The sequence below is a fragment of the Nocardia sp. NPDC102475 genome, from assembly GCF_055584605.1.
This window is the reverse complement of sequence record NZ_JBVJLS010000032.1, coordinates 21,259-44,801: the sequence shown is the minus strand read 5'-3', so window position 1 is coordinate 44,801 and position 23,543 is coordinate 21,259. Positions and strand designations below refer to the sequence as shown.

The following is a 23,543-nucleotide window of genomic DNA, read 5'->3' as shown; positions in this document are numbered from 1 at the left end:
CTACAAGAGTTTCATCGGCGCTGACGGTGTGAAAACGACCGGGAATGCCGCCATCGCACGGTGGAAGGGACCGGGCCGCCAGATCAGCTGATCCGGGTGCACCCCGAGCTGGATGTCGGGAAGTGCGTCGAAGAGCTGATCGATGGCGTACTGAACAGTAAGGTACGCAACGCCTTTAGCGGGACAGGTGTGTGGTCCAGCGCTCCACGCCAGGTGTGAGCGATTACCCAGACGTCGTCCGTCGGCGTCGTCGTTGCCGCGGATCTCCGGGTCGTTATTGCAGCCGGTGAGGCTGATGACGACCGGTTGGTCCGCGGGCAGCCAGATATCGTCGACCATGATCGGCTGGCGCGGGTAGGTGGTGCAGAAGTTCGCCATGGGCGGGTCGTTGAACAGAACTTCGTCGATCGCCGTGATCGTCGAGAGGTTTCGTCCGAGGACATCCGCGCACTTGAACCGGTCGTCGGTAATCATCAGCAGCAGCGCATTGGTGATCAGGTTGCGCTGTGCTTCGAATCCGGCGCCGTAGAAGCTCATCAGCTGCGCGAAGATTTCTATGTCGTCCATGGCGGCCGGGTGATGTGCCAGCCGTGAGGTGACGTCGTCGCCGGGATGCTCGCGTTTGAGCTGGATCAACTCCATTAGTGCCTCTTTGAGCATCGCCATACCCTGGGCGCTGCGGACCGTGTCGAAGCGCGCCGCCATGCCACTCGCGACACGCTGACCGATCTCGGGTGGGCAGCCGACCATTTGGTTCAGGACACCGAGCACGAGCGGAAACGCGTACTGGGTAACCAGATTGGCGTTTCCGGCCTTGCAGAAGGTGTTGATCAGCGGGATGGCGATCTGCTCGATGACCGAAGGCAGTCCGTGCACATCGATTCCGTCGATACTCACTACGGAGGCATCCCGATAGCGGGCGTGGGTCGGTCCGTCGTTGTTCCGTGCGGCCGGGAGCCAGGCCATCATCGGCCGCACCGGGCAGTCCTCGGGGACCGTTTTCTGCCAGGTGCGGGGGTCGGCGGGAAAGTGGGTGGGGTCGTTGAGGATTCGCACTGCGGTCGCGTAGCCGATCACGAGTGTGGCAGGCACCCCGGGTGCCAACTCGATCGGAACCAGCGTGCCGTACTTGCGCCGCATCTCGTCATAGGCGTGGTGCGGATCGGCGACGAACTCCGGTGTGTACAGCGGAATCCGCTCGGCAGTAGTGCTCGATGAGCCGTGCGGAACGGGGCAAACTCCGGTCGTGCCGGTGTGCGGATCGGACGTGGGGGGATGCGGTGTGGTCAAAGACGTTACTCCAAACGGTGGAACAGAATTCGACAAAGACTGAATCAGTGAGCGCGGGCAGATTCCTCGAACAAGGTCATCGGTGCGTCGTCGAGTATTCGAAACGACACACCCTACCTAGGACCTTTCCGGAACCTGGCGACTCGCCCACGCTAGCAACATAGCAACGGGCAGCCGGCGATGCCCGGGGAACCTGGTTGCTACCCGGTTGGTTCGAGCGTGTCGTGGTTGACTATTCGACCGGGCTGCCTGTGGGTAATCGGTTGACCGGGGTGGCCGGATCGGCCCGCGGCGCTTCGTAGAAACCGATCAGCTTCAGCATCGGTGCCGTCATCGCCGTGGTCACCAACGCCATCACCACCAGCACCGAATACAGTTGTGGGCCAATGAGTCCTGTGCTGAGGCCGACGTTGAGTATGACGAGTTCGGTCAATCCGCGGGTGTTCAGCAAGGCCGCCAGGGCGGCCGCCGATCGCGACGGCAGACCGGTCAGTCGCCCGGCCACATAGACACTTCCGAGCTTCCCCGCGACGGCCACCACCATGATCACCACCAACTCGCCGATCGCGGCCCGGTCGATCGCCCCGAGATCGACCGCGAGCCCCGCCACGACGAAGAATCCGGGCAGCAACACCAAGCTCAGGATCCGGGCGCCGGATTCGACCGCCTCGCGTCGCGCGCGGGGGAACACCACACCGAAGGCGAACGCACCGAAGATAAAATGCAGTCCGATCCATTCGGTGATCGCGCCGAGCAGCAGCGCGCCGCCGACACCGACCACGATCATCGTCTGCTCGGTGCCCGCGGCGGCGATCCGCGTCAATGCCGGACGCACGATCCACCACGTCACAGCCACAACAGGAACCAGGAGCGCCAGTCGCCATTGGCTGCCCGTTCCGGGGTGCGCGACGGCCAGCACGACGGCCAGCGCCGTCCAGGCGAAGATGTCGACCAGCGCCGCACAGGCGAGGCTGAGCTGACCGATTCCGGTGCGTGTCAGTCCTCGATCGTGCAGGATCCGGGCCAGCACCGGAAATGCGGTCACCGCCAGCGCGCAGCCGATGAACAGTGTGAAGCTCGGTAGGTCGCCGGTTCGGTGGCGGGCCAGCGCGGTCGCTGCGATGCCACAGCCCAGGACGAACGGCACGGCGTAGGCGGCGACCGATACCGCCGGGATCGACCGTCGGCTGCCCGCGAATACGCTGCGGTCGAGTTCCAGTCCGGCGACGAACATGAACACGGCGACGCCCACATTGGCGAGCAGGGTGAGATACGACCGGATTTCGTGCGGGAACAACATGTCCGACAGATGCGTCCCCAACACGGTCGGGCCCGCGAGTATTCCGGCGGTGATCTCCCCGATCACCGCGGGCTGGCCGATGCGTTCGGCCAGCCGGCCCAAGATCCGAGCCGCTGCCATGATGAGGACGAGATCCATTAGGACCACGACGATTTGACTACTTTGCACTCACTTCTCCCTCGCGATTCGGCGGGCGTGCGCCGATCAGCTTGCCCACATCGCGCTCAGTGTGGTGACGACACAGCGCAATGCCCGTCCGGTATCCAGTCTGGTATCGAGGCGATTTCGAGGTTCGCAGTCCAGGTGCAGGCCGGCCGGGACAGTCCCCGTGGTCCGGCAAGCGCTGACGAAGGTGTGAATCGCGGTGGCGGGATCGTCGGCCTGCATCGGATCACACACCCAGCACACCGGGGTGCCGCACCGGGCGGCCGCCTCGAACAACGCGGGAAGTGCATCGGCGGTACGGGTGCCCGACAGTGCGGGGACGAGCGTGAGCCGACCGGGCCGACGCTCCGGATTCAGATATCGGCACAAGAACTCGACATCGTCCGGCGTCGCGGTGTGGCCGAGGGTTACCGCCAGCGGGTTGCGGACGCGGGCGGCGAAAGACAGGTGCTGGGACGTGAATTCGTGGCTTCGGTCGCCGATCCAGAGCAGTTGGGTCGAGCGGTCCCACTCCGGCCGCGTCAGCCGACGTCGCGTCGCATTCGAATCGCAGGACCGGACTGTACGCGAGATATGCAGGGGCGCAACGGAACTGTACAGTTCGCGGGAAGCGGCAGGTGCGCTTGCCGCGATGGGGAGCATGGCGGCGACCTCGACCAGCAGATCCCGTGCCACCGATGCCGGGTAATGGTCCGCGGCGCCGCGCAGCATGTTCGTGCAGAGCGCGATGGGCGGATTCGAGACGCGCCAACTTTCGAGCAGTGCCGCGGCCCGGCGGTATCCCTCCGGCAGCCGATCTCCAGCAGAAATGCTTGAATCGGCTGGTGCATTGCATAATTCGCTGTCGTAACGCAGTTGGCCGATGGTCACGATCGGTGTGTCCAGTCCGTGTTTCAGTACTGCGGCGGCACTGATCGCGAGCGCACGGCGGGCGGGCAGTGTCGTGACATCCAGGGCCGCGGAAGTGCGGGCGCCGAGATGCACCACGAATGCCCGCCCGCGCGCTGCGGCAGCTAAATCCATGGTGAGCGAGTCGGATTCGCGCGGATGGACCAGCGCGGGCAGGGCTCGCGAACACTGTCCGCTGGTGTGCGGTGACTCGGTATCGCAGCCACCCCGGCGGGTTGTCGAGGGGTGGGCCGGTTGTGCTCGGGTGTAATCCGGCTCATCGGCCCAACTCAGATCTTCATCCGAGATGGGGGCATGCTCCGGTGGCACAACGCTGGGATTGAATATCTCGCGGATATAGCACAGCGGCTGATGATCTCCGAGCATGATGACGTACGCCTTGGCCGCGCAGAGGCGACCATCGGGCCATCTCGTGACGCCCGCCCGCAGCACATGTCGCCGCTGGGACAGACCCCGAGAAATCAAGCCGCGACCGATAGGCACATGCAGATCGTCGGTGCCTGCCGCGGTTGCCTGCCCGCTCACGGCGACGACATAGTTCATCGATGCGGTCACCATGTCGGCATTGATCAGGCACGAGCGACGGACGATGACACGGTCGGGACCGGCCAACCGCAATGCGTCGGAGACGGCGGCGGGCAGCTGCTCGGCGGCCAGTTCGTCCTGGCGCAGCACCCGCACCTGGAGATCGGTGCCGAGGATGGCCTCGAGTCTCGGCTGGGTGAAGCCGTCGCTGGCCAGCAGCCGCCGGGTGATCGGATCGCCGAAGCGCGCGATCTGTTGTATGGCTGTCCGGGAACCCGAACCACCGACCGGGGAATCGCCCGGTGGTTCGGGGTCGGAGCGCGTGATCGTCATAGTGACCGGCTTCGCGCAGTGGTGTTCACGAAGGCCGGAACTAGAGCGCGGGCACGTTGGACGCCTTCGGGGGGAGCACCGGACGCGCTATGGCCTCGACCTCGGCGGCGTCGCGGGGACGCGTGGTCAGGCCGAGTACGGGTTCGGTGGTGATCCGCACATCGTTGAGCACTGTGTCCGCCAGCGGGTCACGCCAGTGGTCCCAGACGACCGACATGTCCAGATGACCCATGTACTCGAGGTTGGCTGACTCGGCGTGCAGTTTCTCGGTCTCGGTGAGCTCGGAGGCGATGGTGTCGGTCGGGGTGAGCACTTGGTCTCCCGAGGATTCGTCCACATCGGTGAGCCCGGCCATGATCCGGGTGAACGACACCTCTGGGGTGTCGCCTTCGTGCGCCTCGGTGAGTTTGTCCGCGTGCGAGAAGTATTCGTCGGAACCGATGTACTGCTCGTACATACGCGAGACCAACACGAGGAACCGTGAGTAGGCCCGTCGGGCAGTGTGCTCGTAGAAGGCCATTGCGTCGGTCTCACTCATTTCGCCGCGCAGGGTGGTCGCGATCGCGGCCGCGGCGACGAGTCCGCCATACGTCGCCAGATGCACGCCGGTGGACAGCAGCGGATCGAGGAAGGCCGCGGAGTCACCGACCAGTGCATAACCCGGACCGCAGAACCGGTCCGACACATAGGAGTAGTCCTGCTCGGCCTTGACCTCGGCGACCTGCTGCGCGCCTTCGAGCAGTTCGCTCATGGCCTTGCTGTCGCGAATCGTGTTGAGGTAGTACGCGTCTCGCCCCTGCTCGCGTAGTCGCTCGCCCGCCTTGCGTGCGGAAACCACATAGCCGACGCTGAATCGGCCGTTGGACAGGGGAATATGCCAGAACCAGCCGCCCTCGGGGGTGGACACGACATTGATCGCGCCTTCCGGGCTGTCCGGGTGCAGGCGCGCGCCCTCCCAATACGACCACACCGCGACATTACGGAACGCGGGGTGCTGCCGCCGCATGTTGAAGCGCCGCTTGGCCAGCAGGCCGTATCGTCCCGAGGCATCGACGAGGAAGTCGAATTCGGTGGTCCGAGTACCGGTGTCACCGGGTCCGGTCCATTCGACGGCTACCGGGCGGTCACCATCGAAAATCACGTTCTCGACATTGGCGTTCTCGATCACCTCCGCGCCTTGTTCGGCCGCGTTGCGCAGCAGAATTTCGTCGAAAGCGTCTCGCTCGACCTGGTAGGACCAGGCTTCGGCATCGACGAGCTGGGACCAGTCCAACAGCCAGTTATCGTTCTGCCACTGGAAATAGCCGCCCCGTTTGATCTGGAAGCCATGCGCCGCGACCTTGTCGAACGCGCCGGAAAGACGCAGCGTCGACAGGCACGATGCGAGCATCGACTCACCGATGTGATACCGCGGGAACGTATCTCGTTCCAGAAGCGTCACGCGTATTCCTGCTCGAGCCAGCAGCGCCGCGGTTGTCGACCCCGCTGGGCCGCCACCGACAACGAGGACATGCGGATCATTCGCCATTGCACACTCCTTGGAACAGCGGACACCGACGCGAACTGTGCGTTCACATCAGCAACCGAACCAACTCCGGTCCCACGGTGGTGGATCAACCCGGACCGAGCGTCGCCATTAGTTAGCCATCCATAGCGACACCCTCGTCAGAGTGTAACGGTAACTGTCGAATCATCAACCAACGGAGTCGATTTGGTGATCACAGGCAATCGGTGGTAACCGGTGTCTGAAGGGTAGCCAATACCGCGAATTGGACCTACTCACCGACCCGCCCCTTACAAAGCACGCCTGGGTGGGTGTCGGATGCGGCGGCGCGAGTCCGCGGATGCATTTCGGAGCAGCACTTTTCGTGGAGATCGTGCGCCGCGATCGGAGGGAATCGCCTGGGCGTGACAGGCGAGGCTGTTCGGTGTCGTTTGGCATCACCCCGCTCTTCCGGCAAATTTAGAGTAAAGCCCAAACCAGGACAGCGCGAGGCGTTCGCAAAGTTGACTTCCGCGGTTGGCGACCGATGCGGAGCGATCAACACGCGGATTCCGCTGCGGCGGAAGTGATTTGCCCGGCTACGCGGCCAGCAACGCGGGCGCGAACTGTCAAGTGCCCGCGTTACTTGATCATGACGTCTATTCGGATGTCTGCTCGACGGCCCCTGCTACCGCGACCGTGGCTTCGGCGGCGTGCCGGGCGACCTCGGGGGTGCATCGTCCGAGTCCGCACGCGGTGGCGACTCCGTAGGCATTGCGACCCAGCGCATCCTCGAAAAGCGCACGCGCTCGGTTGCTGTTCTCGACCGAATCCGTGGAAACCACACCCGCGATCACCCGCCAGTCGGTGGCCAGTGTTCGCAGGGGAGCGTAGAAGCGAGGTTCCAGTGGTGCGGGCTCGGCGCCGTACGCACACGGAATATGTACCGGAGGCAGCGGCGCCCCTTGTCGATCCAGCAGTCGCGCAGTGTGATTGAGCAGTGTCACCGCGGGTGCCAGACTGCGCGGGGACAGCAGGCTTTCGTGCTGATAGTCGCCGTAGCACAGGTGCACAACGGTTTCCGCGCCGATCTCGTGCAGCTGCCCGAGAACGCCGGCTAGCTGGCGTGCCACCAGCGGAGCCAGCGCCCATCGCGAACCCAGTTGTGTCGCTTTGACCATGCTCAACAGAGCGAAGGGGGATTCCAACTGCCAGACGACACGGTCGCCGTGCCGAGCGACCACCTCCGATACCTCCTGCACCACCGCTTCGGTGAACACCGGCAACCGGCGCAACGCGGCGACCGCGAGATCGAAGTGCCGCAATGCCTTTCCGACCGGAAGCCCGCCGGACACGGCCGCGCCCGCGAATACGAACATGGCCAGATCCAGTGGATTCGGCAGGCTTATCTGGACTTTCGTCTCGGCCAGCTGCGGCTGTTCGCGCTGTAGTGACTCGAACGCCGCCACCACTTCACCGATGCGCTCGACCCGATCCATCGACACGTGCCGCGGTTCGAGCTTGCGACCGGATCGGAGTCCGTAGCTGGGAAAGTCGCTGTAGTCGGCGTATCCGCCGTCCTGGACGATCTCGAAGACATCGGAATGCTGCTTGCGTGTCAGCAGATAGTCCATGATCCAGTCGGGGTCCAGATCGCAGGGGAGCGCGGTGACCGGCCGGCCCGCGGTGCGGTCGGCAAACCATTGCAGGACAGCGCGATCGTCCGTCATCAGGTCCGCCGGAAGACTGCCGACATAATGTGCGTACCTGGTCATGGGTGGCCCCCTTAAGGTTCGGAATACATGCGAGCGGACAGCCAATAGTGACGCAGGTGCGCAAGGCCGACAACTTCGACGGGTTCCGTTGTCGCACTTGGCGACTTCGGAAATCGGACGGGCTGTCAGGTTGCTGAGCAGAGGTCAGGGTGAACCCTGATCTTCACCCGGATATCGGTGCTGAGCTGGTGATTTATCACCATCCGGCTGCCAGCATGGAGGAGTCGGATCGCCGGATGGCGGTTCGCCCGAGACCTTCTGGAGGCTGGCATGTTGTGGAAAATCATCGGTGTCGTAGCGGTCGTCTGGATCGCGCTCGCCATCATCGGTGCGTTGATCAAGGGGCTGTTCCCGATTCTGGTGATCAGCGCGGTCGTCTTCGGGCTGTACCTGCTGTACAAGGCGGTCGCGGGCTCGGACAACTCGGTGAGCAAGCTGTAGCGTCCAGCCGCGGGCCCGCCGGGACTTCGGGCACCGCGGTTTCGAGAGGTGGGCCGTGCGCCGTCCGCCGCGGGCAGCGCGCGGCCCACCCGCGTTCGGGGCGTCTGCTTGAATGACCCGTGTGGAGCAGGTTCCCGAGGATTGGCAGCGCGGCCTCGTCGTCGTGGCGCATCCAGACGATATCGAATACGGTGCGGCCGCCGCGGTGGCGCGTTGGACGGGGCAGGGCAAGGACATTCGCTACGTGCTGGTGACCTCCGGCGAGGCCGGGATCGCGGGCATGCCGCCGGCGGAGGCCGGACCGCTGCGGGAGGCCGAGGAGGTCGCCGCCGCCAAGGTGGTCGGGGTGCACGAGGTGGAATTCCTCGGCTATCCGGACGGTCGGGTCGAAGAAACCCTTGCGCTGCGCCGTGACCTGGCCGCCGTGATTCGTCGTCATCGTCCGGAATTCGTGGTGCTGTTCAATTTCGGCGACACCTGGGCTCCCGGCTATGCCAACAGCGCCGACCATCGCGCGGTCGGCCGCGCCGCCCTCGATGCCATATCCGATGCGGGCAACGAGTGGAGTTTTCCGGATCTCACCGAACCGCCGTGGTCGCCCCGGCTGGCCGCGGTGGTCGGCCCGAGTGCCACCCACGCCGTCGACGTCACCGCCACCATCGAGCAGGCCGCCGCCTCGCTGGCCGAGCACCGCCGCTACCTCGAGGTGCTCAGCCCCGAGCCGGTCGCGGACCAAGTGCGCGCGGTGATCGACATGGCGACCGCCCCTAAGCCGGGATTTCCCGCCGCGCGCGCCGTCGGCTTCGAGCTCTACTACTTCAGCTGATCGCTGTGACAGCGATCACGTCGACAGCCAGTCTCGAGGCTGTTTTCGCGAAAATGTCGCGGAAATCACGTTCGATGGTGGCAACCAGGCCGGTCGCATGTGGTCGCGAGCCATTGCCGTGATAGCGATACCGTACTAACGCGAGGGTTGTGGCCGAGGGGGGAAACGTCGTGAGCGACCTTCACCTAGGCTGTTACGGGCCGCGTTGTGAGGCCGATCGCGTTTCTTCGAACGATGTCGTAACAGATTCCCGCTCTAGGGGATATGTGACGAGTTCGCTCTTGTAAACTCGAACGCTTGGCTCGCGGCGGTATAGCGGTCCGGTAGTGAAGTACGTGCGTTCCATTATGCGGGTGCGGTCTTTAGGCGCGCAATAGGTGAGAGGTGTAGTACCGGAAATGGCAAGGGATCGTCGTTCCGCACGTGGTAGTCGTCGCCGAGTCGGTCTACTCTTCGGAAATTTGCTCGCGGCCGCTGTGGAGTCCGCCGCCGATGCCGTCGCCATCCGGTTCAACCCTTCGGGCGATCCGTCCGATGACAGACAGCTGACCTATCGCGAACTCGACGAGTCGTCGTCGCGGTTGGCGCGCGAACTCATCGAACACGGTGTGGGCGCGGGCGATGTGGTGGCGATCGGTATCGCGCGCAGCATCGAGTCCGTGCTCGCCGTGTGGGCGATCGCGAAGACCGGCGCCGCATACGTGCCCGTGGATCCCGGATATCCGTCCGACCGGATCGCGCACATCCTCGCCGATTCCGGTGCCGTCCTCGGGTTGACCACCACGGCTCACCGCTCGGTGCTCGGCACGAGTGTGGACTGGATCGAACTCGACGACCCGGCGCACGCCGGGCGCATCGCCGAACGCCCGGCCCATCCGATCTCCTACGCCGACCGGGTCCGTCGGCTGGACGAGCGGCACCCCGCCTACGTCATCTACACATCGGGATCGACCGGACGGCCCAAGGGCGTCGTGGTCTCGCACAGCGGCCTGGCCGGACTGGTCGCCGCGCAGCGCGAGCAGTACGCGGTGACCGGGGAGTCGCGGGTCCTGCATGTCTGCTCGCCCAACTTCGACGTTTCGGTGCTCGAGCTCCTGCTGGCCTTTTCCGCCGGTGCGACCTTGGTGATCGCGCCGCCTTCGGTGTTCGGCGGGGCCGAACTCGCGGATCTGCTGCGGCGCGAGCGCGTCAGCCACATGCTCATCACCCCGGCCGCCCTGGAATCGGTGGATCCGGACGGTCTGGACGAGCTGCGGGTCGTCGTGGTGGCCGGTGACAAATTCGGCACCGAGCTGGTCGGCCGCTGGGCGGGCGAGCGAGCGTTCCACAACGGCTACGGCCCCACCGAGGCGACGATTCTCGCCACCGGCACCCCGGCGCTGGTGCCGGGCGAGCCCATCACGATCGGCACGGCCATTGCCGGTGTCGGTGCGTTCGTCCTGGACGCGCGGTTGCGCCCGGTGCCCGCCGGGGTGATCGGCGAACTGTACCTGTCGGGTCCCGCGCTGGCACAGGGGTATCTCGGGCGGCCGGGGCTGACCTCGGAACGGTTCGTGGCCAGCCCGTTCGGCGCCGATATCGGCAACCCGGGCGCGCGGCTGTACCGGACCGGAGATCTGGTGCGGCGCACCGAAGAGAGTGGCGTCATCGAGTACCTGGGTCGCTCCGACTTCCAGGTGAAGATTCGCGGCTTCCGCATCGAGCTCGGCGAGATCGACAACGCGCTCACCGGCCACCCCGATATCGACTTCGCGGCGACCCTCGGCAAGACGCTGCCCTCGGGTGCGACCGCACTGGTGGCCTATGTGCTGCCGAGGACCGGGGCCGTTGTGGACACCGAGGCGCTCGCCGAATTCCTCGGAGAGTCACTGCCCGCGTACATGATTCCGGCAGCCTTCGTGGTGCTCGACGAGATTCCACTGACCCCGGTCGGCAAGCTCGACCGTGCGGCACTGCCCGAGCCGGTCTTCGCCCCGCGCGCATTCCGTGCCGCCGAGACGCCGGTCGAGGAAATCATCGCCGAGGTATTCGCCGGGTTGCTCGGTGTCGAGCGCGTCGGCCGGGACGACTCGTTCTTCGCATTGGGTGGCGATTCGATCCTGTCGATCCAGCTGGTCTCGCGGGCGAAGGCGCGCGGTGTCGTTTTCACCGCCGCGGAGGTGTTCGAACATCGCACGGTCGAGGCATTGGCCGAGATCGCCAGATCGGCCGATGCGGTGGAGCAGCAGCGGCTGGCGGAGCTGCCCGGCGGCGGGGTGGGTGAGCTGCCGTTGCTGCCGATCATGGCGGCTATGCTGCCGACCGAGTCGTCGTATCGGCGGTTCTCGCAGACGATGGCGCTGCGGCTGCCCGATGGCATCGATCAGGAGACGTTGGTCGCGACCATCGGCGCGGTCTTCGATCACCACGACATGCTGCGCGCTCGGTTGCGTGAAGCCACCTCGGATACCGTCCGGACCTTCGAGGCCTTGGAGCGCGGCGCGGTCGACGTCGACGCACTGGTGCATCGGGTCGAGGTGCCCGCCGATATCGACGATGCCGAGTTGTCGCGGCGGGCGAGTGTCGAATACGACGCGGCGCTGGGCCGCCTCGATCCGGCGAACGCGGTGATGGTGCAGTTCGTCTGGTTCGCTTTCCCGCAGGGTGGTCGCCGTCGTGATGTCTTGCTGGTCGTCGCGCACCACATTGTGGTCGACGGGGTGTCCTGGCGGATTCTGATCCCGGACCTGGCGATGGCGTGGTCGCAGCTCGCGGCGGGGCAGCAGGTGGCGTTGCCCGCCAACGGAACCTCGATGCGGCGCTGGGCACACGCCCTGCGCGATGCGGCGCAGGATCCGGCGCGGCTTGCGGAACTGCCCTTCTGGCAACAGGTTTCGGGCACCGAAGACCCGTTGTTGGGTGCGCGTGCGTTCGATCCGGCGGTGGACACCTTCGGCACCGTCGATCGCGTCGAGGTGACGCTGCCCGTCGAGGTGACCGATGCACTGCTGACCGCGATCCCGGGCCGGTATCGCGGTGGTGTCAACGACGGCCTGCTCTCGGCGCTGGCGCTGGCGGTGAGCAAGTGGCGTGGCGAAAGCGCGGGCGGCACCGCGCTGATCAAGCTGGAAGGCCATGGCCGCGAAGAGGAGATCGTCTCCGGCGCGGATCTGTCCAGGACCGTCGGCTGGTTCACCAGTGCGTACCCGGTCCGGCTCGATCTCGGGGGCGTGGACCTCGCCGAGGCGTTCGCGGGCGGAAAAGCCTTGGGCGACATCGTGAAATCGGTGAAGGAGCAGCTGCTCGCGGTCCCCGACAAGGGACTCGGCTATGGCCTGCTGCGCTACCTGAACCCCGAGACCGCCGGACAACTGAGCACCGCCGCCGAACTGGGCGGCGCCGCACAGATCAGCTTCAACTATTTGGGTCGGATGGCGACGGGAGAGATTCCGGCGCAGCTCGGTGCATTGGGCTGGGTGCCGGTCGCGGATCTGGGGCAGCTGGATGCCGAGATGGATCCGGATATGCCCGCGAACGGCGTGATCGACATCAATGCGATCGTCACCGACGGTGCGGACGGACCGCAGCTGGGTGCGTCGCTCGCCTTCCCGCGCGGGTTGTTGTCGCGGGAGCGGGTGCAGGAGTTCGCCGATCTGTGGGTCGCGGCGATGCACGCACTGGCCGAGCACGCGCGGCATCCGGATGCCGGTGGGCTGACGCCGTCGGATCTGCCGTTGGTCACGGTCGGCCAGTCGGATATCGAAGTGTGGGAACGGAATTACCCGGCGCTGTCGGATGTGTGGCCGCTCTCGCCGTTGCAGTCCGGTCTGCTGTTCCACGCGCAGCTCGCCGAGTCGAGTATCGACGTCTACACCTCGCAGGCGACGGTCGACCTGGGCGGCGACGTGGACGCCGAGCGACTGCGGGCGGCGGCCCAGGCCATCCTGGACCGCTATCCGAATCTGCGTACCGCATTCGTCGCCGGCGTCGACGGCCGCGCCGTGCAGGTGGTCCTGGATCGGGTCGAAGTGCCTTGGCGGGCAGTGGATCTGACGCATCTGCCCGAATCGGAGCGGTTGGCCGAACTGCGGCGACAGGTGGCCGCGGAGCGGGAGACCGGCTTCGATATGTCGGCCGCGCCGCTGATGCGGTTCACCCTGTATCGCACGGATCAGTGGCATCTGGTGATCACCACCCACCACATCCTGCTCGACGGTTGGTCGATGCCGCTGCTGATGCGAGATGTGCTGGTGCTCTATGCGACTCGGGGCGATCGGTCCGCGCTGCCGCGGGTGCCCTCCTACCGCACCTTCCTGAGCTGGCTGGCCGGTCGGGATCGGGAGGCGTCGCTGCGGGCGTGGGAACAGGCGCTGTCCGGTGTGGCGGAGCCGACGCTGCTCGCCCCGCAATCGCGGGCGGTCGCGGGCCACGGCGGCGGCAAGGTGGTCACCGAGATCGACACCGAGCGCACCCGCCGGATCACCGAGCTGGCCGCCGAACTCGGCGTCACCGTGAACACCGTGCTGCAGGCGGCGTTGGGCATCCTGCTCGGGCGGTTCACCGGTCGCGATGACGTGGTGTTCGGCACCACGGTGTCCGGCCGTCCGGCCGAGTTGTCCGGCGTCGAGTCGATGGTGGGTCTGTTCATCAACACGCTGCCGGTGCGCGTGCGGGTCGATGGCAGGCTCGCGGTCGGCGAGTTCCTGCAGTCGCTGCAGCGCGAACAGGCCGGTCTGCTCGACCACCACTATGTGGGTCTCACCGACATCCAGCGGATCGCTGGTGCCGGAGCGCAATTCGACACCCTGCTGGTCTTCGAGTCCTATCCGATCGACCGCGAGGCGATCGCCGCCGCCGATTCCATCGACGGCATGTCGGTGCGGGCCGTCGGTATGGAGGACGGCGCGCACTACCCGCTGACGCTGGTGGCGATCGCGGCGTCGACGATCGAGCTGACGTGGCGGTATGCCGGTGGCGGGTTCACCGCCGATGAGGTGGGAACCCTTGCCGCGCGGCTGATCCGGGTGCTCGACGCGCTGGTCGGCGAACCCGCGGCCCTGGTCGGCGATATCGACATCATGCTGACCGACGCCGAGCGGGATCGAATCCTGCTGGAGTGGAACGATACCGGTCATGCGGTCGAACCGGAGCTGCTGCTGGACGGCTACCGGCGCGCGGTGTCGGCGCATCCGGATCGGGTCGCGGTGGCCTACGAGGGCGCCGAACTTACCTATGGAGAACTCGACGAGCGGGTGAACCGCCTTGCCCGCCTGCTGATCTCGCAGGGCGTCGGCGCGGAATCGCTGGTCGGCCTCGCGGTCCGGCGCTCGCTGGATCTGGTCGTCGGCATGTACGCGGTTCTCACCGCGGGTGGTGCGTACGTGCCCGTGGACCCGGATCATCCGGCCGACCGCGTCGAGCACGTGCTGACCGCGGCGCGGCCGGTGTGCGTGCTCACCACGACCGCGGACGCCGTGCCGGTGCCGGACGGAATTCCGTTGCTGCACATCGACACCGCCGATCTGGACGGATTCGCCGGTACCCCGCTGGCGGCCGGGGAACTGCTGCGGCCGGTGCGCCCGGAGAGCCTGGCGTATGTGCTGTTCACCTCCGGCTCCACCGGACGGCCCAAGGGCGTCGCGGTCTCGCACCGGGCGATCGGCAACCATCTGGCCTGGATGCAGTCCCGCTATCCGCTGCATGCCGACGATGTGTACCTGCAGAAGGCCGCCTTCACCTTCGACGCATCGATGTGGGGCTACTTCATTCCGCTGCGGCTCGGCGCCAAGCTGCTGATGGCCACACCCGACGGCCATCGCGACGCCACGTACATCGCGGAAACCATTGCGGCGCAGCAGGTTACTGTCACCGACTTCGTGCCGTCGATGCTCGCGGTGTTCGCCGCCCACACGCCCGTCGGGACGCTTCCGACGCTGCGGCACATCATCGTCGGCGGCGAGCTGCTGCCCGCGGAGACCGTAGCCGCGGTGCGCGCGGTCTGTGACGCGTCGGTGCTCAACGTGTACGGGCCGACCGAGACCGCGGTCGCCGTCACCACCTGGCTCGCGACTGTTGACGATCAGGGTGGCCTGCCGATCGGATCGCCGGTCTGGAACAGTCGCCTGTACGTATTGGATGCCCGCCTGCGGCCGGTGCCCGCCGGGGTCACCGGTGAGCTCTACATCGCCGGTGATCAGCTGGCCCGCAGCTATCTGGGGCGTGCGGATCTGACCGCGGAACGGTTCGTCGCCAACCCGTTCGGAACGGGCGAGCGAATGTACCGGACCGGCGACCTGGTGGCTTGGAGCGCGCCGAGTGTCCTGAAATACCTGGGCCGCACCGACTTCCAGGTGAAACTGCGCGGACAGCGCATCGAACTCGGCGATATCGAGGCAGCGCTGCTGGCGCAGCCGTCGGTGAATCAGGCGGCTGTCCTGGTGGTGCCCACCGAACTCGGCGACCAGTTGGTTGCCTACGCGGTCCCGGTGCCCGGCGCGCACCTCGAGGTGGAGCCGCTGCGTGCCGCGCTGGCGGGCACCCTGCCTCAGTACATGGTTCCGGCCACCATCGTGGAGCTTGCCGAGTTCCCGCTCAGTACCGCGGGCAAGCTGGACCGCAAGGCGCTGCCGCGGCCGACTCTGGCCGCCCGGGAATTCCGCGCGCCGTCCACCCCGCTCGAGGAAATCGTGGCCGGTGTGTTCGCCGAGGTGCTCGGTGTGGACCGGGTGGGTGCCGACGACGACTTCTTCACCCTGGGCGGCAACTCACTGGTCGCCACCCAGGTCGTAGCCCGGCTGAGTGCGGCGTTGGGCGCGCGGGTGCCGGTGCGAACGCTGTTCGACGCACCGGTGGTCGCCGACTTGGCGGCGCGTATCGTGCCGGATTCCGAGCACGCGGATCGGCCGCCGTTGACACGGGCCGTGCGACCGGCGCGCATCCCGCTGTCGCTGGCACAGCATCGGATGTGGGTGCTCAACCAGGTCGACACCGAATCCCCGTCCTACAACCTGCCGTTCGCCATCCGGCTCACGGGCACCCTGGACGTGCCCGCATTGCGCGCGGCCGTCGCGGATGTCCTGGAGCGGCACGAGGCGTTGCGCACACGGTTCCCGGTCGACGGCCCGGACGCGACGCCGCGCCAGGAGATCCTGTCCGTGGCCGAAACGCTGCCGAACGGACTGGAGGTCGAGACGACCGCCGATTCGGACCGGGTCGCGGCACTGTTGTCCGCCGGATTCGATGTCACCGAACATCCGCCCGTGCGCATCCGGTTGTTCTCCGACCCGGCGCGCGACGAGCATCTGCTCGTCCTCGTCACGCATCACATTTCGGCGGACGGTGTCTCGCTGGCGCCGCTGGCGCGGGATCTGGCGACCGCCTACCTCGCGCGCACCGTGGGGATCGCCCCGAGTTGGGCTCCGCTGCCGGTGCAATACGCCGATTTCGCGCTCTGGCAGCGCGAAGTCATCGGCACCGAAGACGACGAGAACTCCATTGCCGCACAGCAATTGGCCTACTGGCGGCGACAGCTGGCGGGTGTGAGCGAAACCGCGCGGCTGCCGCTGGACCGCCCGCGTCCTGCGCAGGCATCGATGCGCGGTGCGGCGACCGAAATCGCCGTGCCCGCGCAGGCGCACGCCGCGCTGGCCGACCTTGCGCGCCGGCACAATTCGTCGCTGTTCATGGTCGTGCATGCCGCGCTGGCCGCGCTGCTGGCGCGGCTTTCGGGTGGCTCGGATATCGCGATCGGCACGCCGATCGCGGGTCGTGGTTCGGCCGAACTGGACGATCTGGTCGGCATGTTCGTCAATACGCTGACCCTGCGCACCGATGTCGATCGCGATGCCCCGTTCGCGGCATTCGTCCAGCAGGTCCGCGAAACCGACCTGTCCGCCTTCGCCAATGCGGAGATTCCGTTCGAGCGGGTGGTCGAGGAGGTGCTGCCCGCCCGGGCCGTCTCGGCTAATCCGCTGTTCCAGGTGATGCTGTCGTTCCAGAACATCGAGCAGCCGACACTGGAGCTGCCCGGCCTGACGGTTTCGGCCGTCGATACCGGTGAGATCGTCGCGAAATTCGACCTGCAGGTGATCGTCGAGGCGCGCCAGCACGACGATGGCACGCCGGACGAGCTGGTCATCGGCTTCGCCTATGCGACAGACCTTTTCGAGGAAGCCACCATCGTGGGCCTCGGCCGTCGATTCGAGCGGATCCTCGCCGCGGTCGCCGCCGACGCGCAGGTGATCGTCGGTACCATCGACATCCTCGACGAGGCCGAACGGGACCGGGCGCTCGCCGCGCCCGTCCGGACCGCCGAACCGGTCCCGGCCGAAGAGGTCACGCTGCTGCCGCAGCTGTTGGCCGATGCCGTTGATACCAATCCGGACGGTGTCGCGGTGATCTTCGCCGATGCCACCGAGCAACTGGCCGAATGGGAGTACGTCGACCTCGACGAACGCTCGAGCAGGCTGGCTCGACTGCTGATCGACCGTGGCATCGGCCCGGAGGATCTGGTCGCGATCGGCATTCCGCGCTCGGCGGAGTCCGTGCTCGCGGTGTGGGCGATCGCCAAGACCGGCGCCGGATTCGTCCCGGTGGATCCCAACTATCCCGCCGAGCGGGTCCGGCACATGATCGCCGATTCGCATGCGGTGCTGGGACTTACGGTCACCGAGATCGGCGCCGACCTGCCCGACGAGGTGCAGTGGCTGACCATCGATGCCGACGATATCGATCGGCGGCTCGACGACTACAGCGCCGATCCGGTGACGGATGCGGATCGGTTGCGGCCGTTGCGCGCCACACATCCGGCCTATGTCATCTACACCTCCGGATCGACCGGCAAGCCCAAGGGCGTGGTCGTCACGCAGGCCGGTTTGTCGAGTTTCTGCGAGGAACAGCGCGAGCGTTACCGGGTGACGAGCAGTTCGCGCACCCTGCATTTCGCATCGCCGTCATTCGACGCGTCGGTGCTGGAACTGCTGCTGGCCATCGGTGGCGCCGCGACCATGGTGGTGGCCGCACCATCGGTCTACGGCGGCGAGGAGCTGGCCGCGCTGCTGCGCCGGGAGCGGGTGACGCATGCGTTCATCACGCCCGCGGCGCTGGCTTCCGTCGACCCGGCGGGCCTGGACAAGCTCCGTGTCGTCATCGCCGGTGGCGAGGCCTGCCCGCCGGAGCTGGTGCGGCGCTGGACGATTCCGATCGCCGGACGGCGTACCCGCGAGTTCTACAACGGGTACGGGCCGACCGAGACCACGATCATGACCAATATCAGCGCGCCGCTGGTGCCGGGGGAGACCGTCACCATCGGCGGGCCGATCCGCGCCATCACCGAGTACGTATTGGACGATCGGCTCTCGCCGGTGCCGGACCGCGCCGTCGGCGAGCTCTACATCACCGGCGCGCAGGTGGCCCGCGGCTACCATGAGCGCCCCGCGCTGACCGCCGCCCGGTTCGTGGCGAATCCGTTCGACCGTGACGGCGCCAGGCTGTACCGGACCGGCGATCTGGTCCGCCGGACGGTCGACGGTGCGCTGGAATATCTGGGCCGCAACGACTTCCAGGTCAAGGTCCGCGGCTTCCGCATCGAACTCGGCGAGATCGATGCCGTCCTCGCGGCGCATGAAACCGTCGACTTCGCGGTCACCATCGGACACGAAATCGCCAGCGGTGCAACCATTCTCGTCTCCTATGTGCATGCCGCCGCCGGTGCGGTGGCCGATGCGGACGAACTCACCGCATTCGCCGCGAACAGCCTGCCCGCGCATATGGTGCCGACTACCGTCATGGTGCTCGACGAGATTCCGCTGACCCCGGTCGGCAAACTCGACCGTGCCGCCCTGCCCGCGCCGGTGCTGCATACCAGGGCATACCGTGCCCCGTCCGGGCGATGGGAAGAGCTGGTCGCGAGCGTATTCACCGAATTGCTCGCGCCCGCGACACCCGTGGGCGCCGACGACGACTTCTTCGAATTGGGCGGCAACTCGCTGATCGCCACCCGGCTGGCGGCGCGGCTGGGCGCCGCATCCGATACCCGGGTTCCGGTGCGCCTGCTGTTCGAGGCATCGTCGGTGTCCGCGCTCGCGGCCAGGCTGAGTGAGAACGAGGCCGGAAGCGACCGTCCGGAGCTGATCGCGGGTCCGCGGCCGGAGCGGATCCCGTTGTCGGCGGCGCAGCAGGGCATGTGGTTCCTCAACCGCTTGGATACGAACTCTCTGGCATACAACGTGCCGATGGCGGTGCGCTTGACCGGTGCCGTCGATACGCAGGCGCTGCGGGCGGCGATCGGGGATCTGGTTACCCGCCACGAGATCCTGCGCACGGTCTACCCGCCCATCGATGCTGGCCCGGTGCAGGTGATCCTGCCTGCGGCGCAGGCGATTCCGCCGATGCTGGTCCAGGCCATCGACCCGGCCGAAATCGTGGATGCGGTGGCCACCATGGTGCGGACTGCCTTCGATCTCACCGTCGAGGTGCCGGTCCGCGTCAGCCTGTTCGACCTCGGCGAGGGTGCGGGTGGGCGCGAATACGTGCTGGCCATGGTCGTGCACCACATCGCGGGCGACGGTTCGTCGATCGGCCCGCTGGCCCGCGATCTGATGACCGCGTATGTGGCGCGCAGCGCCGGACAGGCGCCGAATTGGACCCCGCTGCCGGTGCAGTACGCCGACTACGCCATCTGGCAGCGTGAACTGCTCGGTGCCGAGGACGATCCGGAATCGTTGGCGGCCAAGCAGATCGGGTACTGGCAGCAGGAATTGGCCGGCTTGCCGGAGCAGCTCGACCTGCCCTCGGATCGGCCGCGGCCGCTGGTGCGGTCCTTCGCCGGTGGCCAGGTGTCGGTGCGGATCGACGCCGAAACCCACAGCGCGCTGGCCGAATTGGCGCGGGCCCAGGGTGCGACCGTGTTCATGGTCGTGCACACCGCACTCGCCGTGCTGCTGGCGCGCTTGTCCGGGACCAGCGATATCGCCATCGGTACGCCGACCGCCGGACGCGGCGACGCCGTGCTCGACGACGTCATCGGCATGTTCATCAATACCCTGGTATTCCGAACCCGATACGACGGCGGCGCGCGTTTCACCGAACTGCTGGCGCGGCAGCGGGAGACCGATCTGCAGGCCTTCGCGAACTCGGATGTGCCGTTCGAGCGGCTGGTCAACGTGCTGAACCCGGTGCGCTCGCCATCGCGGCATCCGCTGTACCAGGTGGGGCTGTCGTTCCAGAACCTGGACCGCGTCGCACTGGAACTGCCGGGGCTGACTGTCGCGAGCCTGGATATCGGTGTCGAGGTTTCGCAGTTCGATCTGCACTGGTATATCGGCGACGCCTACGACGAGGCGGGCACGCCGCTGGGCATCGGCGGCATGGTCACCTACGCCGCCGATATGTTCGATCCCGCCACCGTGCAGGGTTTCGTGGACCGGTTCGCGCGCCTGCTCACCGCCATCGCCGCCGATCCCGGTGTGGTGCTGGGCGAGATCGAGCTGACCGATGCGACCGAACGCGCCGCGCTGCTCTCGGATGCGGCCTATACCGCGCACCCGGTTTCGGCGGATTACCTGCTGACCGGCTACCGCCGTGCCGTGGCGACGACACCGGATGCGGTGGCCGTCGTGCACGACGAGACCGCTTGGACCTATCGGGAATTCGACGAGCGTGTCAACCGCCTCGCCAGGTACCTGATCGCGCAGGGAGTCGGTCCCGAATCCGTTGTGGCGCTGGCGATACCGCGTTCTCCGCAGCTGGTCGCCGCGATGTATGCGGTGCTGACCGCCGGCGGCGCGTATCTGCCGCTGGACCTCGACCATCCGGCCGACCGGATCGGGTACATGGTGGCCACGGCCGAGCCGGTCTGTGTGCTGACCACCGACGGCAATTCGGTACCCGTCACGGGAGTTCCCGTCGTCGATATCGACTCCCTCGAGCTGTCGGAATACTCCGGTGAGCCGGTCGAGTTCGGCGAGCTGCGTGCGCCGCTGCACGCCGATCATCCGGCGTACGTGCTGTTCACCTCTGGCTCGACCGGTCGGCCCAAGGGCGTCATGGTCTCGCACGGCGCGATCACCAACCAGATCGAATGGATGGTGGCGGAGTACGGGTTCGGTGCCGAGGATGTCTATCTGCAGAAGACGGCCACGACCTTCGACGTATCGCTGTGGGGTTATTTCGCCCCGCTGTGGGTCGGCGCGCGGCTGGTGCTCGCGGCACCGCACGGACAGCGCGATCCCGGCTATATCGCCGAACTGATCGCGACCCACCAGGTCACGGTCACCGATTTCGTTCCGTCGGTACTGCAGGTCTTCCTGGCCGCTGCGCGGGTGGACCAATTGGCGTCACTGCGTGCGGTTTTCGTTATCGGTGAGGCCTTGCCGCCCAACACCGTCGCCGATTTCGCCGCACTGTCGGATGCCGGACTGCACAACCTGTACGGCCCCACCGAGGCGGCGGTATCGGTGACGTATCGGCCCGCCTCCATCGACGACCGGTTGACGGTGCCGATCGGTGTGGCGCTGTGGAATACCCGCACCTATGTGCTGGATTCCCGGCTGCATCTCGTACCCGCCGGTGTCGTCGGCGAACTGTATTTGGCAGGAAGCCAATTGGCGCGCGGCTACCTCGGTCGTGCCGACCTGACCTCGGATCGGTTCGTCGCCGACCCGCACGGCCCGGCGGGTGCGCGGATGTACCGGACCGGTGATCTGGTGCGTCGCCGCGCCGACGGGGTTCTGGAATATCTGGGGCGCACGGACTTCCAGGCGAAGATCCGTGGTCACCGGGTCGAGCTGGGCGAGATCGAGGCCGCGCTCCTGGCCGATCCGTCCGTCGCCCAGGCCGTCGTCGTGGTGGCGAAGTCGGAGACCGGCGATCAGTTGGTCGCCTATGTGGTGCCCGTAACCGACCTCGAAGCCGATTCCCTGCGCGAATCGCTGTCACACGTGCTTCCGGGCTACATGGTGCCCTCGGCGATCATGGTCCTGGAATCCTTCCCAGTGAACAGCAGCGGCAAACTGGATCGGGCCGCGCTGCCGCGGCCGGTCCTGCGCGCCCGCGAGTTCGTCGCACCGGCGACCGATACCGAGCGCGCCGTCGCCGAGGTATTCGCCGAGGTGCTCGGCATCGCCCGGGCCGGAGCCGAGGACGATTTCTTCGATCTCGGCGGCACCTCGCTGCTCGCCTTCACACTGCAGCGCGCGTTGGCCACCCGGCTCGGTAGCGATGTGCCGATGGCGGCACTGTTCATTGCGCCCACCGTGCGCGGCCTGGCCACCCGTCTCGACAATCCGGACGAGCCGACGGCCGTGGTCCCGGGCACCGACACCGCGACGATCACCACCGACGCCGTGCTCGAACCGGAGATCGATGGGGCGGGTCGCACACCGGCTCGTGCCGAGGCCCCGCGCGACGTACTGCTCACCGGCGCAACCGGATTCGTCGGTGTGCATCTGTTGCGGGAACTGCTGTCCAGCACCGGGGCAACGGTCTGGTGCCTGGTGCGCGGCGACGATAGCGAGCGGGCCTATAAGCGGATTCGCGACGCCATGCAGCTGTACCGGATCTGGGACGATGCCTATCAGGGTCGAATCGTCGCTGTCGCAGGTGATCTGGCCGCACCCGGACTCGGCCTCGACCAGTCCGACTGGGCCCGGCTCGCCGAGCAGATCGATGCGATCTACCACAACGGAGCTCGTGTCAATCACATCGAGCCGTACGCGCGGTTGCGCGCCGCCAATGTGTCGGGCACTCGTGAGGTGCTGCGGCTGGCGACCACGGGCCGGATCAAACCCGTGCACTTCGTCTCTACGGTCAATGCCGTGATTCCGAATGCGCCCGCACCGGATTTCATCGCCCGTGAGGATGTGCAACTGCACGTCGACGAGGTTTCCGGAAACGGTTATGTGGCAAGTAAATGGGTCGCCGAACAACTGATCCGCCAGGCCGGTGCACGTGGTGTGCCGGTGACCATCTACCGTCCGGGCACCGTGTCCGGTGATCCGCGGCTCGGAGTGAACAGCGTCGACGACTCGTTCTGGAACATGATCCGGGCGGCCGCCATTCTCGGACTCGCCCCGGAAATCGGCGACGCCACCATGTCGCTGGTGCCGGTGAACTATGTGGTGGGCGCCATCGTCGCGCTGGCGGATCAGTCGCCGGTCGGCGCGGCCTACCACCTGGTGAACGCTCGTCCGGTGGCGATCGGCGATATCTTCGAAGCCCTGCGCAGGCACGGGATTCCGATCGAGATCGCATCGATCGAGGAGATCGCGACCAAACTGGCCGAGGAAGCGGCGGCGCGCGATGCGACCGGCGACGATTCGCTGGTGCGCGCCGCCTTGGTCAGCGGCAACTACGGCGGGGCCGCGGCTGCCGTCGACGACACCGACACCCGAATCGAGTTGGCGCAGTACGGTATCCACTGCCCGCCCATCGATGCCGCGGCCCTGGACGCCTATGTCAGGTCCTTCATCGATGCGGGTTTCTTCCCCGCCCCGAGCGACGTTCAGCTGTAGAGAGGAA

8 protein-coding genes are annotated in these 23,543 nt (G+C 66.7%); 3 read left to right on the top strand and 5 right to left on the bottom strand.

Annotated elements, in window-relative coordinates; all coding sequences use genetic code 11:
- From ACZ60G_RS38450 to ACZ60G_RS38430, 5 genes are all read right to left on the bottom strand, one after another.
- On the bottom strand, positions 1–1,290 hold the full coding sequence (locus ACZ60G_RS38450) for a cytochrome P450 family protein (RefSeq protein WP_465816807.1): 1,290 nt from the start codon (positions 1,288–1,290) through the stop codon (positions 1–3).
- A 232-nt stretch (positions 1,291–1,522) separates the two neighbouring features.
- On the bottom strand, positions 1,523–2,758 hold the full coding sequence (locus ACZ60G_RS38445; RefSeq protein ID WP_465816805.1) for a cation:proton antiporter: 1,236 nt from the start codon (positions 2,756–2,758) through the stop codon (positions 1,523–1,525).
- A 36-nt stretch (positions 2,759–2,794) separates the two neighbouring features.
- Positions 2,795–4,522, bottom strand: coding sequence for a 3-deoxy-7-phosphoheptulonate synthase (locus tag ACZ60G_RS38440; protein WP_465816803.1), 1,728 nt, complete (start codon positions 4,520–4,522; stop codon positions 2,795–2,797).
- A gap of 40 nt (positions 4,523–4,562) precedes the next feature.
- Positions 4,563–6,050 carry an NAD(P)/FAD-dependent oxidoreductase gene (locus ACZ60G_RS38435; RefSeq protein WP_465816801.1) on the bottom strand — a complete coding sequence of 496 codons (1,488 nt, stop codon included), beginning with the start codon at positions 6,048–6,050 and terminating at the stop codon, positions 4,563–4,565.
- Between the two features lie 614 nt (positions 6,051–6,664).
- Positions 6,665–7,780 carry a hypothetical protein gene (locus tag ACZ60G_RS38430; RefSeq protein ID WP_465816799.1) on the bottom strand — a complete coding sequence of 372 codons (1,116 nt, stop codon included), beginning with the start codon at positions 7,778–7,780 and terminating at the stop codon, positions 6,665–6,667.
- 270 nt (positions 7,781–8,050) lie between these two features.
- On the opposite strand from ACZ60G_RS38430, the gene ACZ60G_RS38425 reads away from it, so the two are divergent.
- The 3 genes from ACZ60G_RS38425 to ACZ60G_RS38415 all read left to right on the top strand — a co-directional run bounded on the left by ACZ60G_RS38425 (position 8,051) and on the right by ACZ60G_RS38415 (position 23,536).
- Positions 8,051–8,221: a hypothetical protein gene (locus tag ACZ60G_RS38425; protein ID WP_040692895.1), complete on the top strand. Its 171-nt coding sequence runs from the start codon at positions 8,051–8,053 to the stop codon at positions 8,219–8,221.
- Positions 8,222–8,342: 121 nt separating this feature from the next.
- Positions 8,343–9,047, top strand: coding sequence for a PIG-L deacetylase family protein (locus ACZ60G_RS38420; protein WP_465816797.1), 705 nt, complete (start codon positions 8,343–8,345; stop codon positions 9,045–9,047).
- Between the two features lie 461 nt (positions 9,048–9,508).
- Entirely contained in the window at positions 9,509–23,536 is a 14,028-nt protein-coding gene (locus ACZ60G_RS38415; RefSeq protein ID WP_465816795.1) for a non-ribosomal peptide synthetase, read from the top strand.
- Positions 23,537–23,543 lie beyond the last annotated feature (7 nt).